Genomic DNA, 12,866 nt, shown 5'->3' with positions numbered 1-12,866 from the left:
GGTCGTTCCTTCTACCTCGAATTAACGGTAGCTTGTTGCCATTGAAAAGCCACCGCATCCATGGTGCGGTGACTAAAACGGCATCAGTGAAACATCAAGGTGCGACGTGAGTATGGTAAATCTTGCTGACCACAATCCACTTGCCATCAACCTTCAGCAGATTAAAGAAATCGGTAAAGCAAAAACCGGAGATGTCGTTGGTGTCGATGCGTGCGCTGGCCGCCGTACCCACGATATCAATATTGACGATTACCCCCTGGGCTTCGGGAGAGGGACGGAAGGCGCTGTCGATGGTATCGAACAAGCCCTGTATCTCACCACCAATCAGCTTACCATCGCCATCTACCCCGAAGATGGTTGCCTGTTCACTAAACGCCGGCTTCATGATGCTACTTTTAGCCTGCTTGCCCCCCTCGTTGTATTTGTTCAGAACCTCAACGATAGCTTGATAATCTTGCACGTAAGTGGGTTTGTTCATGTTTTTACTCCTGGTTGTAAATTTAAATCATTGCCGGCCAATCGGTATAACCCTTTGCGCCATTGCCGTAATAGCTTTCGCGGGGAGCAATAGCGAGTTCTGCCCCTTCCTGTAATCGACGCACCAAATCCGGATTTGCGATAAACGGACGACCAAAAGCCACGGCGTCAACTTTGCCTTCAGCACGACGGCTAACCGCCAGCTCAAGGGTGTAATGGTTGTTGCCTATATAGGGCCCTTTGAAGAGTGCACGTAACGCATCGAGATCGACGTTTTCAGGAACAAGGCGTGACGTGGCTGTCGCGCCCTCGACGAAATGCAGGTAGGCGAGCTGGAAGCGATTCAGTTGCTCAATCAGGTAGCCATAGGTTTGCATGACCTGACTGTCCAGTGGGGTGTTACCCGCATCCGGCGTCACCGGAGAAAGGCGAATGCCAACCCGCTCATGCCCCCACACCTCAACTACGGCGGCGGTAACTTCCAGGGTGAGTCGACTGCGATTCTCAATGGAACCGCCATATTGATCGTTGCGCCGGTTGGTGGAATCGCGCAGAAACTGATCAAGCAAATAGCTATTCGCAGAGTGCACTTCAACACCATCAAAACCGGCCCGTTTTGCACACCTGGCAGCGTGTCGGTATTGCTCGATAATGCCGGGAATCTCCGATGTTTCCAGTGCTCGTGGCATAGAGACATCCAGCATTCCATTGTCGGTGTAGGTCTGACCTTCTGCTCGAATCGCAGAAGGTGCTACCGGCGCAGCACCTTCCGGCTGCAGATCCACATGCGAGAAGCGCCCTACGTGCCACAACTGGCAAACAATAAGGCCACCCGCCGCATGGACTGCATCGGTTACCAGTTTCCAACCGGCTACCTGCTGTTCCGTCCAGATGCCCGGGGTCAACGCGTATCCCCGCCCCTGCGCGGAAATGTTAGTCGCTTCACTGATAATCAGGCCGGCGCTGGCGCGCTGCTGGTAGTAGCGAGCGTGCAATTCGTCGGGTACGCCATCGTCACCCATGCGACTGCGCGTTAAAGGCGCCATAACAATGCGATTCGCCAGAGATAAGGCGCCCAGGGTCATTGGTGAGAAAAGATCGGTCGATGAGCGGGTCAGCGTCATAGCGACTCCTGGTGATAAGTGGTTTGGTGATGAATTACTTGCGGTAACCACTATGAAGATCAGCGATAATGACGTAAATAGTCACAAGCGGACATAGAGTATGAGCAAAAAAGTCATAATCAAACATCCCGCCAGCACGGAAGGTATTGAAGGCTCACTGCCTTCACCACCGGTGCATTTTCCCGGTCTTTTAACCTTCGAGGCAGCGGCCCGACATTTGAACTTCGCGCGGGCGGCAGCAGAGCTGGGCGTTACACCAACAGCGGTATCACGCACCATCAAAAGTGTGGAAGCACAACTGAATGTCCGGTTGTTTAACCGCACCACCCGCAGTGTCAGCTTGACCGAGGCTGGCGCGTCATTGAACGCGGAATTGGCGCCTGCACTGGCACTGATCAAAAGCTCTTTGTCGCAGGTCTCGCTAGCAACCGATCAACCCTCCGGCACGGTGCGGGTCAACTCGTCGTACGTCGCCTACCATATTTTGATTGAGCCGCACCTGACGCCCTTCTTTGAGAAATTCCCGCGGATCAATGTCGAAATATCTCTGGATAACCAACTTAGCGATATCGTCAACGCCGGCTTTGATATCGGCATCCGCATGGGTAAAAGACTGCAAAACGATATGGTGGCCGTGCAGTTGGGTGCGGTACAAAAAAGAATTGTGGTGGCTGCGCCGGGTTACTTCCTTGAGCGAAGTGAACCGCAAACACTTGATGAATTGCTAACGCACAACTGCATTCGCCAACGCTATTCGGTAGGGGGCAGATTGTTTGAATGGAAATTTGATGCCCACGGGCAAATGGTTCAAATTGATGTGCAAGGGCGCCTTGTCGTCGACGAAATGAGGTCGGTTCTTGATGCAGCAATACAAGGCCACGGCATCGGTTTTGTCTTCGAAGATTTTGCCAAACAAGAGCTGGCCAACGGCACGCTGCGGCAAATACTGAAACAGCACAGCGGCATGGACGACGCGTTTCATCTTTACTACCCGCACCGCAAACACATGCCCGGAAAACTGCGTGCGTTTGTTGATTATATGCGCACCGCCAATAGAGCGAGAAGGTCCTGATTTGATATTCCCTGAGGCAACCTATACGGGAAGAAAACACTCTGTTCGGCAGGGAAAATTTTCTAACCGAATATCGTCAAACACCCATCCGTTGACGCGCAAATAGCCCAACCTGACCCGCAAACCCTCCCCGGCGAAATGTCTCGTTTTTGCAAGGCTATGCTATGTTCAAAAGACCCAGGATAAACCCATCCTGATGAATTACTGGTCGCCGGAGGGTATGCTGGCAATTCTGACGATATTAAAAGGAAAGTCTCATGAGTATTTTCAATAAAATTCTTTCAAAACTCGGGTTGGGCGGGGAAGCCGCGAAGAATGATACGGTGCCTCATGCCACTACCGAAGGTGCCGCCATCGCTGCAGCGCCACCGGTACCTGTTACGCCGGAAGCAACACCGACGCCGAACGTGATTGCCCCCGTAGACGTAACTGCAAAACTGGAGGCGCTGGCAGCGGCCAATCCGGAGAAGTTGAATTGGAGAACATCAATTGTCGATTTGCTCAAATTGTTAGGGCTGGATAGCAGCCTGGCAGCACGCAAGGAGTTGGCGATGGAACTGAGAATTCCGCCGGAGAAACTGGAAGATTCAGCGCAGATGAATATTTGGCTGCACAAACAGGTGCTGCAAAAGCTTGCGGAAAATGGCGGAAATGTTCCCGCAGAATTGCGGAATTAAATGAAAAAGGGTGGCGATCAACAGCCACCCTTTTTCATTTTCACGACAAGGCATCCAGCGCTTCCTGCAAACTCTTCACCGCCACCACGTCAATATCGGATTTTTTCTCACGCGGTGCATTAGCGTAAGGCACAATCGCTCTTTTAAAGCCGTGCTTGGCCGCTTCGCGCAAACGCTCCTGACCGCCGGGTACCGGGCGGATTTCGCCAGACAAGCCCACCTCGCCAAATACAATCAAATCTTCCGGCAAAACGCGGTCGCGAAAGCTGGAAACAATCGCCAGCAATACCGCGAGGTCAGCACTGGTTTCCATCACCCGCACACCACCGACCACATTCACGAACACGTCCTGATCGCCCACCATAATGCCGCCATGGCGGTGTAATACCGCCAGTAACATGGCAAGGCGGTTTTGATCCATACCCACTGCAACCCGGCGCGGATTACCCAAATGGCTGTCATCCACCAAGGCCTGAATCTCAATCAGCAACGGCCGCGTGCCTTCCCACATCACCATCACCACCGAGCCGGAAGCAATTTCTTCGGCGCGCTGTAAAAAAATGGCGGAGGGATTGCTGACTTCGCGCATGCCCTGCTCGGTCATAGCAAACACCCCCAACTCATTCACCGCACCAAAACGGTTTTTATGGCCGCGCAAGGTGCGGTAGCGGGAGTCGTTGTCGCCTTCCAGCAGGATCGAGCAGTCAATCATATGCTCCAGCACTTTCGGGCCTGCCAACGAACCGTCTTTGGTAACGTGGCCGACCAGAATCAATACCGTGCCGGTTTGTTTGGCAAAGCGGGTGAGCATAGCGGCGCTTTCACGCACCTGGGAAACCGAGCCGGGTGCCGAAGTAATATCTTCGAGGTGCATCACCTGAATCGAGTCAATGACCATAATTTTCGGCACAACTTTTTGCGCAATGGCGCAAATAGCTTCAACGCTGGTTTCACTCAGCATTTGCAATTTGTCAGTGGGCAACCCGAGGCGCTGGGCGCGCATGGCGACCTGTTGCAGCGATTCTTCACCGGTAATATAAAGTGCCGGCATGGTGCGCGCCAAATGACACAGGGTTTGCAACAATACGGTACTTTTACCCGCGCCCGGGCTACCACCAATCAGCACCACCGAGCCAGGCACAAAACCGCCGCCCAGTACGCGGTCCAGTTCACCGGCACCACTACTGAAACGGGGCAAATCCTGCACGCTGATTTCAGCCAGTGTTTGTACCGGGTTACTACCGGCAGCGCCGTCATAGCCCTGAAACTTGGCCGAGCGGTTGGACGGCGTGGGGCCAAGCCGCACTTCACTCAGCGTATTCCAGGCGCCACACTCGGTGCACTGCCCTTGCCACTTGCTGAACTCCGCGCCGCAATCATTACAAACAAAGGCCGATTTATTTTTTGCCACTGGCATTGTCTCCGTTTATTTTTTATCGGTGGTGAGACGCAGATAAGCGCCCAGCCCCACCAGCAGCGCTACCGCAGCAACCAGCATGGCAACAGCGCTGTTCAAATGCGTGGCATCGCCCAGCAAGGATTTGAACATCAACAGCAGCGCTTCAATGGAAACCGCAATCACAATGGCCGACATAAAACGGCTGATGGTTCGCCGGGTTGATCCCTGGTGATGAACATCTTTGTGCATCAGCACTTCTTCTTCGAGAATGGTTTTTCCCAAATCAAAAATGGCCAGCCCCAAGGTTATCAATATCACGATGCCGAAGGCTTCGGTGGCGGTATTGGTATGCTCACGCATCACATCCCACAAGGAAATGCCTGCCGTGAGCAATAACAAACCGGCGACCAGCACCAGCATTACACCAATAATGCCGTAGACAATTTGAAACAGCGGATGCACCCGGCGGCGCAAGTCATCACCGTTTAAAAAGGTAATGAGTTTTTCCAGGTTAACGTTGATGACCAGATAACAGGTTTTATTATCGCCGTCGCGATAACGCTGTACCGCCGACAAAGCCAACTGATGCGTGGCGCTGGACAGATAAGGTGCCGTTACCGTAATGCTTTCGCTGTTGCGCATAGCACTGGTGTAATAAACCCGGTTGCTGCGGTCAGAACCCAGGCCACCTTCGCGGCGTTTGGAATCGGCAATGCCGGGCGCAGCTGCGGAATTGCTGATTTGATTGCCGCTGTCATCCAGGCAGTAAATCAACTCTACAAAGGGATAGGATGCATGCAATTTACTGACAATCGCCTCCAGCTCACCGGCGGCGCGGGCAAAGCGGTGCGGCGATAGCGTGGTGACAATAGAGCCCAATAACTGATCAATGGCAGATTGGTACTCATCATATTTGTTCAGTAAATACAGATAATTGCGTGGCGTCATAGCGTATCCATTCGGAAAAACGGGTTAAAACAAAAGAACCGGCAGGCTTATCATACCGCGAAAAAATGACCACTCCGATAAAAACCGGCGAGTGATTAAAAAGCAGAAATTCTACAGAAGGGGTTTGCACCAGAGCGGCGCATGACTACACAGCAGCAAAAAGCGGGGGATGTTCAGGTGTTAAAACCTGTCAGGCCCGAGCAGCGCGCCCGGAGCCTGACAGCCAAGGGGTAAACCCTCAATTAAAAACGCAGACCTAACTGAATGGCGCCGCCGTAGGTTTTGTTGTCACCGGTGACACCGGCGATGTCCAGATTGAAGGTGTTCATAATGTTAAAACCAACGCCCACCGAGTAGGTGTTTTCCAGGGTGCTTTCCAGATCGCGCTGCAAACCGGCACGCAGTTGCAACCAGCTCAACGGAGAAACTTCTACACCGGCGCGCAAAATTTGTACGTCACCGTTCAGGCCGAACAGGGTCACGGTGTTCAAATCCAATGCCGCTTCAGCAGTCCACCAGCCACTCTGGTAGCCAACGGCCGCAGTTGCCAGTGGCTTGAGGCGCATTTTTTCGCCATTAACCGCCGCGAACTCCTTACTGATCGCATCTTTAACCACCAGACCGTAACGCAGGTTGCCATCAATCAAAGTGACACCGGCATCGAAGCTGTTGGTGCTGCTTTTCAGGGTGTATTCGTCAGCATCAAAATCATCTTCGTCGTAGTTCGCCACGGTAGCGTGGTAGGCGATGGTTTCAACGGTTACACGCTTCGGCGTAACACCCACCAGCAAACGGCCGCGCTCGTTTTCAAACAAGGTTTTTGCCAGCGCCACACCCACTTCGGTCACCAGCGCGCCCTTGCCAATTACAGACGACTTGAGGTCAGCGGTATCAAAAGGATTGTTAACGCTATTGCGGATCAAATCGTAATCGCCCTGATCAATCAGCGTGGCGGCGCCCACGTGTGCATTGGCTTTAACCACCAGCGATGCAGACAGGTATTCGTTAGGGATAGCAACGACCAGGCTGGCACCGCCTTGTACATAAACGGTTTTATCGTCGATATCGCGAATGCGGTCGATCAGACCGGTCGCCATGCTCGGGTCAAGATCGCGGAAATTGGTAATACGATCGAGCATGTCGATGTAATCAACCAGCTCATCCATCGCATCAATCAGATCATCTTTATCAGAACCGGTAGCACCCACGTTCAACACCACCGCAAAATCATCGCGCTCGCCAAAGGTCGCACCCAGACTGGGGTTGCTGAGAACACCATCGACATAATCGGCGGTAACGTAGCCAGCACCGGACATACCGGTTAAACGGCCATTAAAGTTTTCATTAGCAACAACAGAGGTGGAGGCAGCGAGCAGTGCGACAGCTAAAAGCGGGTTCTTCATTGAAGAGCAGTCCTTGACGTAGTGAAATCGAATAGATGGCAATGTAATGACAATGTGTGTTTTAACGCCAAATAATTATAAAGCATTAAAAGAATCCCCAGATAGATCGTTTAGGTATGGAAATTCCACAAATGTCGCATTTTTCATCTAAACGCCGAAGACCTAAATCCGCCTCGAATACTTTTTGATGAGTCCAACCGTCAGGAAGCCCCCATAAAAAAGCCGGAGCACCCGTTGGTGATCCGGCTCAAACTGCTGACAAACTCCATGCCGACACAATGCGAGTTTGGCGTTAGGCTCTTTGTTCCAAAACCGTTAGTCAGGGGCGCCCGGCGAGGGATGACTCGTCGGAGCCACAGGGATGTGTTCATGCGTTTTTGGAACAAAGAGCCTAATGACAAACGGACAGAATGGCACTGGTTATTGTGAGCGAAAGCACAGATGACTTATCAATAAAAAAGCCAGGTTACCTGTTGGCACCCGGCTTTTTTATCCCCCACCATCCTGCACGGTGGTTAACGCACTAACGTCCCCGGCGCTGCCGTGAAAGTCGATCTACCACATTCAACAGCAGGTCGATTTCTTCACAGGTGTTGTAAAACGCAAAGGAAGGTCGAACCGTGGTTTCTACCCCGAAACGGCGCAGAATCGGCTGGGCGCAGTGGTGACCGGAACGCACCGCAATGCCTTCGCGGTTCAACTCGGTGCCCACCTCTTCGGTTTTGTACCCGTCGAGCACAAACGACGCCACACTGGCTTTGTCTTTCGCGGTACCGATCAAACGCACGCCCGGAATAGTGCGCAAACCGTGCATGGCATATTCCAGCAGGTCGTGCTCGTAACGGGCAATGCGGTCCATACCAATGCGCTGCACGTAATCAATGGCAGCACCAAGACCAACCGCATCGGCGATATTACCGGTGCCGGCTTCCAAACGGTTTGGCGGGTCCTGATAAATGATCCGGTCGAAAGTAACGTCGGCAATCATATTGCCGCCGCCCTGCCAGGGGTTCATTTTTTCCAGCAATTCCCGCTTGCCGTAGATCACGCCGATACCGGTAGGACCAAAGACTTTATGCCCGGAGAAGACATAAAAATCCGCATCCAGCGCCTGCACGTTCACACTCATGTGCGAAACCGCCTGGGCGCCATCCACCATCACCCGCACACCGGAGGCGTGAGCGATATCAATCATATCTTTGATCGGCGTTACCGTACCCAGTGCATTGGACACCTGGGTAGCCGCTACCAGTTTGGTGCGGCCATTGAACAACTTGCGGTATTCTTCGAGCAGAATTTGCCCGGAATCGTCCACCGGAATGACACGGATTTTTGCCCCCACCGCACTCGCCAGCATATGCCAGGGAACAATATTGGCGTGGTGCTCAAGCAGCGACACAATAATTTCATCGCCCTCGCCAATATGTTGTTTGCCCCAGGTATTGGCCAGCAAGTTAATCGCTTCAGTAGCTCCGCGCACAAAAATAATTTCATCCGACGATTTTGCGCCAAGAAAACGGGCAACTTTATTACGCGCCGCTTCATAGGCATCGGTAGCCCGTGCGGCCAGTTCGTGCGCGGCGCGGTGGATGTTGGAATTTTCGTGCTGGTAAAAATAACTGATGCGATCAATCACCGACTGCGGTTTATGCGTAGTCGCGGCGTTATCAAACCAGATTAACGGACGGCCATTGACGCGCTCTGACAGGATCGGAAAATCCTTGCGGATAGCGTGAATATCAAAACCTTGCGCCACCGGGCTGGACGCAGCCAACGGCTGATTGCCAAACACCGGCGCATGACCTGACTCCAGAAAATAAAAATCCGGGCTGCCTGGTTTTTTTGGCGATGCAGAAGACGATGGGCGGTTGCCGGCAGCAACCGATGCGTCATCACGCTGACCGAAAATGGATTCCACCGAAAGAGCGCGCTGCACGTCAGGCTCGCCCGGTAAATGGTAAGACTGCGCCGCAATACGATCGCTGCCCGATGGTAGATCGCGGTGATAATCTGCCGAGGCAGAATCAAAACCGGTGGGCACCTGTAACTCCGGCGCTTCGGGTGCACTCGCCTGATTCACCACGCGAGCGTCATCGTTCAGCAACTCAGCCAACTGCTTGTCATTGAGCAAACCGTACTGCTCGTTCGGCAAGCCGTAATCCGCAGGCAGCATTCGCTCACCTTGCGCAGCAGGCTGGGAAACTTGCGCCCAGGGATTATTGTGATCCAGAAAATAATAGCCCGGCCCCGGTAACGACGTTGTGAAAGACTCAACGTGCGGCGGAGGCGCGGGCGTATCGGTACTCAAACCGATCCGGGGTTTGGCTGGAATATCAAGCGCCGGTTGCAAGCCCGATACACCGGCAGTAGCCGGTGAAGAGCTGCCCGGCAATGCGCGATAAAACGCATTGGCCATCGCGGCAATGGAATCCAGATCAGGCAATGCCTGACCTGAAAAATCCCCGCTATCGACCGATTCCTTACTTGTAGGTATCCGGGTAGTCATGGTACTTGCCAACCTCTACGTCATCCAAAACGGCCAAAGCATCTTCGGTCAACACTGCCAGAGAGCAGTAGAGAGAGATCAGATACGACGCGATAGCATTACGGCCAATACCCATAAAGCGGATTGACAGACCAGGGCTTTGTTGCCCGGACAAACCAGGCTGATACAAACCGACGATGCCCTGACGTTTCTCACCCACACGCATCAGCAAAATTTTGGTTTTGCCGTCTTCGTCAATGGGCACTTTGTCCGATGGAATCAGCGGAATGCCACGCCAGGTAATAAATTGCGAACCGAACAGGCTGACGGTAGGTGGCGGCACACCACGGCGGGTACATTCACGACCAAACGCCGCAATCGCCAAAGGATGCGCAAGAAAAAAGCCTGGCTCTTTCCAAACGCGAACCAGCAACTCGTCGAGATCGTCCGGTGTAGGAGCACCCGTTAAAGTAGAAATGCGCTGGGTTTCATCCACGTTAGCCAACAAACCGTATTCCGGGTTGTTGATCAACTCGCTTTCCTGACGCTCTTTAATCGTCTCGATAGTGAGGCGCAGCTGCTCTTTGATTTGATCGTGCGGGCTGTTGTACAAATCGGAAACGCGGGTGTGAACATCCACCACGCTGGTGACCGAATTTAAAAAATATTCGCGGGGGTTTTCAACGTAATCAACAAAGGTAGGCGGAATTTCTGCCTCATCGCGCTGTGAGCAAGTCACGGTAACGCGGGTAGGGTTTTTCACTTTGTTAACGCGGTAAATACCGGCTTCTACCGGCACCCATTGCAGAAAATGCACCAGCCAACGGGGGGTGATAATGGAAAGCTGGGGACGGGTTTTTGTGGCATTGGCCAGCTGACGAGCGGCATTATCGCCGAGCGCTAACTGGGCATCATTGTCAGTAGACATGAAACGCTCCTGGTAGTGTTATTTCGTATAACAGAAAGCTGAGGTAAGAATAAATTTTCATATAATTAAATCGACTAAGCTAAGATCGCATTGATATAAGAAGCCATCAACCTGCTAAAGCCACCATTCCCGCGCCACAAAAAAATAATTTTTTTAAATCACTTTTTTCGATACCTATAGTCGTCAGCCAGCCGTAATTTTCCAAACACTGTTGGAAAATCAACAACGATTGAAGCGTTTTTAAGCTGGAGCTAACGGGTGGCAGATCGGCAAGATATTCTTGAGAAACAAGCTTCATTCATTTAAACAAGCGAGTTTTTCAATGCGTATCAAACCGTCATAACCGGAGCACGTTATCGCGTTATCTCCGGTGGGGGAAAATCAGCTGGTCGCTTCGGCGCTCTCTCGTGCCTCACTGCGCGCCAGCAAATCCGATACCGGCAAATCCAGGGCGCGAGCAATTTTGGCAACGGTACTGAGAGAAGGCACCGCGGTGCCCCGCTCTACTTCGCCCACATAAGAGCGGTTGAGTTCAGCACGGTCAGCCAAAACTTCCTGCGACCAGCCGCGGGTTTCGCGAACCTGTTTGACGATTCGACCGAAGTGTAATGAAAGACTCATAAATTCCTCTCCGTGGTAGTGGTGGCATCGTTGCGCAAACTGGCCTGGGTAATATTGCTACCCGCAGGTACGCTGCGAGTCAGCCAGATATTGCCGCCAATTACCGAGCCTTTTCCGATAGTAACGCGCCCCAGAATGGTGGCACCTGCGTAAATCACTACATCGTCTTCAACGATGGGGTGTCTTGGTAAGCCTTTGTGCAATGCACCGGTATCGTCGGCCGGAAACGTTTTTGCACCCAGCGTAACCGCCTGATACAAACGCACCCGCTCGCCAATGATTGCCGTCTCGCCAATCACTACGCCGGTACCATGGTCAATAAAAAAACCGCTGCCGATGGTAGCGCCCGGGTGGATATCAATACCGGTCGATGAATGGGCAAGTTCAGCGACAATTCTCGCCAGTAAAGGCACGCCCAACTCATACAGCAAATGCGCCAACCGGTGATGAATAATCGCCACGACACCCGGGTAGCACAGCAACACTTCATCCACGCTTTTGGCTGCCGGGTCGCCGTAATAAGCGGCGCGAACGTCGATATCCAGAATGCGGCGCAACTGCGGCAGCGACACAGCAAACTGTCGCACAATGGTGTTGGCGCGGGTTTTAATTTCTACACCGCTCAGCGTATCGCGGTGCTGCCGGGCGCTGTAGCGCAACTCCAATTGCACCTGTTGCAGCAACTGGCTCAGCGCAGCATCCAGGGTGTAACCGACGTAATAATCTTCGCTTTCTTCACGTAAATCCTGCGGGCCAAGGCGCATCGGAAACAGCGCGCCGCACAGCTCGCGAATAATATTCTGCAACACGTCGCGCGAAGGCAACTCGCGCAAACCCAACTCTTGCAAGCGGCCGCTTTCAATGCGCCACTCGTTGCGAATACCGCGTAACTCACTGACGATTTTATCCAGCTCCCAATTGGTGGCTGCAATAAACTTCACGTCAGGATCTTTGTTGTAATGACTGCTCATATTGTCCCTCAAGCCTCGAACTGCCCCATACCCCGGTTTTTTTGTTAATCCTGTAACTATCTAATCCTGAAGTGATTAATCCTGGACCCAGGGCAAATTGCGTTGCCGCCAGCCACCGCTGGCACCACGCTGTTGGCGCTGGTCAAGATCACCTTCAAAACCTTCCAACACATTGAAAACGTATTTAAAACCGGCTGCTGTGGCAGCTTCTGCTGCGGCCGCCGAGCGTTTACCGCTGCGGCATAACAATAAGATTAGAGCGTCTTTGGACAGTTTGCTTTCCAGCTCACGCAAGAAACGCGGGTTTTTAATCAACGCAGGGCCGGTCTGCCAGGCCACATGAAAGGTATTGGGCACATGGCCCACAAACTTGCGCTCTTCCGCCGCACGCACATCCACCAGATGCGCCTGCCCGCCGGTAAACAACTTCCAGGCATCGTCCGGGCTAACCTGTCCGGCAAACTTCAAGCCGTCATCGCGGGCGGCTTGCCATGCAGCGTGCAATACCGGCGGCAAACTATCCGGGTTGGCTGAGGGCGGAGTAACCTGATTCAGGGATACGACAGTCATAAAAACCTCGATGACAATAGGAACGGGTGAAAAGCAAACACCTCTGTCCCTGGTGACGAATGCAAGCGGCACTCGGTATGGGAGAAAATATAATGATGGCTATAGACAATTGGAAAGAATATAAATACATATCGTTATACCTTTCCTGACGTGTAACTCACCCTCCAACCCCTGTTATAAGCTGAGAATTA

At 52.7% G+C, this 12,866-nt stretch carries 13 protein-coding genes; 2 read left to right on the top strand and 11 right to left on the bottom strand.

Annotated features, from left to right (window positions below; translation table 11 throughout):
* Positions 1–94: 94 nt before the first annotated feature.
* Positions 95–478: a nuclear transport factor 2 family protein gene (locus C4F51_RS05405; RefSeq protein ID WP_193907857.1), complete on the bottom strand. Its 384-nt coding sequence runs from the start codon at positions 476–478 to the stop codon at positions 95–97.
* 22 nt (positions 479–500) lie between these two features.
* The gene (locus C4F51_RS05400; RefSeq protein WP_193907855.1) at positions 501–1,601 is read right to left on the bottom strand and encodes an alkene reductase; all 1,101 of its coding nucleotides are present in this window, start codon (positions 1,599–1,601) and stop codon (positions 501–503) included.
* Positions 1,602–1,701: 100 nt separating this feature from the next.
* Here C4F51_RS05400 and C4F51_RS05395 point away from each other — a divergent pair, with 100 nt between their 5' ends.
* The gene (locus tag C4F51_RS05395) at positions 1,702–2,673 is read left to right on the top strand and encodes a LysR family transcriptional regulator (RefSeq protein ID WP_193907853.1); all 972 of its coding nucleotides are present in this window, start codon (positions 1,702–1,704) and stop codon (positions 2,671–2,673) included.
* A gap of 257 nt (positions 2,674–2,930) precedes the next feature.
* Complete coding sequence (locus C4F51_RS05390; RefSeq protein WP_193907851.1) at positions 2,931–3,350, top strand: DUF3597 domain-containing protein; 420 nt, start codon at positions 2,931–2,933, stop codon at positions 3,348–3,350.
* A 40-nt stretch (positions 3,351–3,390) separates the two neighbouring features.
* Here the strand turns inward: C4F51_RS05390 and radA are convergent, their stop codons facing one another.
* The 9 genes from radA to C4F51_RS05345 all read right to left on the bottom strand — a co-directional run bounded on the left by radA (position 3,391) and on the right by C4F51_RS05345 (position 12,675).
* The gene (radA, locus tag C4F51_RS05385; protein ID WP_328701314.1) at positions 3,391–4,761 is read right to left on the bottom strand and encodes a DNA repair protein RadA; all 1,371 of its coding nucleotides are present in this window, start codon (positions 4,759–4,761) and stop codon (positions 3,391–3,393) included.
* Positions 4,762–4,776: 15 nt separating this feature from the next.
* Entirely contained in the window at positions 4,777–5,697 is a 921-nt protein-coding gene (locus C4F51_RS05380; protein ID WP_193907847.1) for a PDC sensor domain-containing protein, read from the bottom strand.
* 242 nt (positions 5,698–5,939) lie between these two features.
* Positions 5,940–7,100 carry a conjugal transfer protein TraF gene (locus C4F51_RS05375; protein WP_193907845.1) on the bottom strand — a complete coding sequence of 387 codons (1,161 nt, stop codon included), beginning with the start codon at positions 7,098–7,100 and terminating at the stop codon, positions 5,940–5,942.
* 523 nt (positions 7,101–7,623) lie between these two features.
* Positions 7,624–9,606, bottom strand: a complete 1,983-nt coding sequence (locus tag C4F51_RS05370) for a family 2A encapsulin nanocompartment cargo protein cysteine desulfurase (RefSeq protein WP_193907843.1) — start codon at positions 9,604–9,606, stop codon at positions 7,624–7,626.
* Entirely contained in the window at positions 9,581–10,513 is a 933-nt protein-coding gene (locus C4F51_RS05365) for a family 2A encapsulin nanocompartment shell protein (protein ID WP_193907841.1), read from the bottom strand. Before C4F51_RS05365 ends, C4F51_RS05370 begins: the two co-directional genes overlap by 26 nt.
* A 106-nt stretch (positions 10,514–10,619) precedes the next feature.
* Positions 10,620–10,811, bottom strand: coding sequence for a hypothetical protein (locus tag C4F51_RS05360; RefSeq protein WP_193907839.1), 192 nt, complete (start codon positions 10,809–10,811; stop codon positions 10,620–10,622).
* An 83-nt stretch (positions 10,812–10,894) separates the two neighbouring features.
* On the bottom strand, positions 10,895–11,134 hold the full coding sequence (locus tag C4F51_RS05355; RefSeq protein ID WP_193907837.1) for a helix-turn-helix domain-containing protein: 240 nt from the start codon (positions 11,132–11,134) through the stop codon (positions 10,895–10,897).
* Positions 11,131–12,105 (bottom strand): serine O-acetyltransferase EpsC, encoded by a 975-nt coding sequence (gene epsC, locus C4F51_RS05350; protein WP_193907835.1) that lies wholly within the window; start codon positions 12,103–12,105, stop codon positions 11,131–11,133. The genes C4F51_RS05355 and epsC overlap by 4 nt, the downstream gene beginning before the upstream one ends.
* Positions 12,106–12,180: 75 nt before the next feature.
* Positions 12,181–12,675 (bottom strand): rhodanese-like domain-containing protein, encoded by a 495-nt coding sequence (locus tag C4F51_RS05345; protein WP_193907833.1) that lies wholly within the window; start codon positions 12,673–12,675, stop codon positions 12,181–12,183.
* Between the last annotated feature and the right edge of the window lie 191 nt (positions 12,676–12,866).

The sequence above is a fragment of the Cellvibrio polysaccharolyticus genome (assembly GCF_015182315.1).
GTDB lineage: Bacteria > Pseudomonadota > Gammaproteobacteria > Pseudomonadales > Cellvibrionaceae > Cellvibrio > Cellvibrio polysaccharolyticus.
Note: the sequence above shows the minus strand (reverse complement) of the source record. Positions and strands in the feature narration are given on the sequence as shown.

Bases quoted from the DNA above. Each gene is read 5' to 3' on its own strand.
- C4F51_RS05405 (WP_193907857.1), bottom strand. From the start codon at position 478: ATGAACAAACCCACTTACGTGCAAGATTATCAAGCTATCGTTGAGGTT.
- C4F51_RS05400 (WP_193907855.1), bottom strand. From the start codon at position 1,601: ATGACGCTGACCCGCTCATCGACCGATCTTTTCTCACCAATGACCCTG.
- C4F51_RS05395 (WP_193907853.1), top strand. From the start codon at position 1,702: ATGAGCAAAAAAGTCATAATCAAACATCCCGCCAGCACGGAAGGTATT.
- C4F51_RS05390 (WP_193907851.1), top strand. From the start codon at position 2,931: ATGAGTATTTTCAATAAAATTCTTTCAAAACTCGGGTTGGGCGGGGAA.
- C4F51_RS05380 (WP_193907847.1), bottom strand. From the start codon at position 5,697: ATGACGCCACGCAATTATCTGTATTTACTGAACAAATATGATGAGTAC.
- C4F51_RS05375 (WP_193907845.1), bottom strand. From the start codon at position 7,100: ATGAAGAACCCGCTTTTAGCTGTCGCACTGCTCGCTGCCTCCACCTCT.
- C4F51_RS05370 (WP_193907843.1), bottom strand. From the start codon at position 9,606: ATGACTACCCGGATACCTACAAGTAAGGAATCGGTCGATAGCGGGGAT.
- C4F51_RS05365 (WP_193907841.1), bottom strand. From the start codon at position 10,513: ATGTCTACTGACAATGATGCCCAGTTAGCGCTCGGCGATAATGCCGCT.
- C4F51_RS05360 (WP_193907839.1), bottom strand. From the start codon at position 10,811: ATGAAGCTTGTTTCTCAAGAATATCTTGCCGATCTGCCACCCGTTAGC.
- C4F51_RS05355 (WP_193907837.1), bottom strand. From the start codon at position 11,134: ATGAGTCTTTCATTACACTTCGGTCGAATCGTCAAACAGGTTCGCGAA.
- epsC (WP_193907835.1), bottom strand. From the start codon at position 12,105: ATGAGCAGTCATTACAACAAAGATCCTGACGTGAAGTTTATTGCAGCC.
- C4F51_RS05345 (WP_193907833.1), bottom strand. From the start codon at position 12,675: ATGACTGTCGTATCCCTGAATCAGGTTACTCCGCCCTCAGCCAACCCG.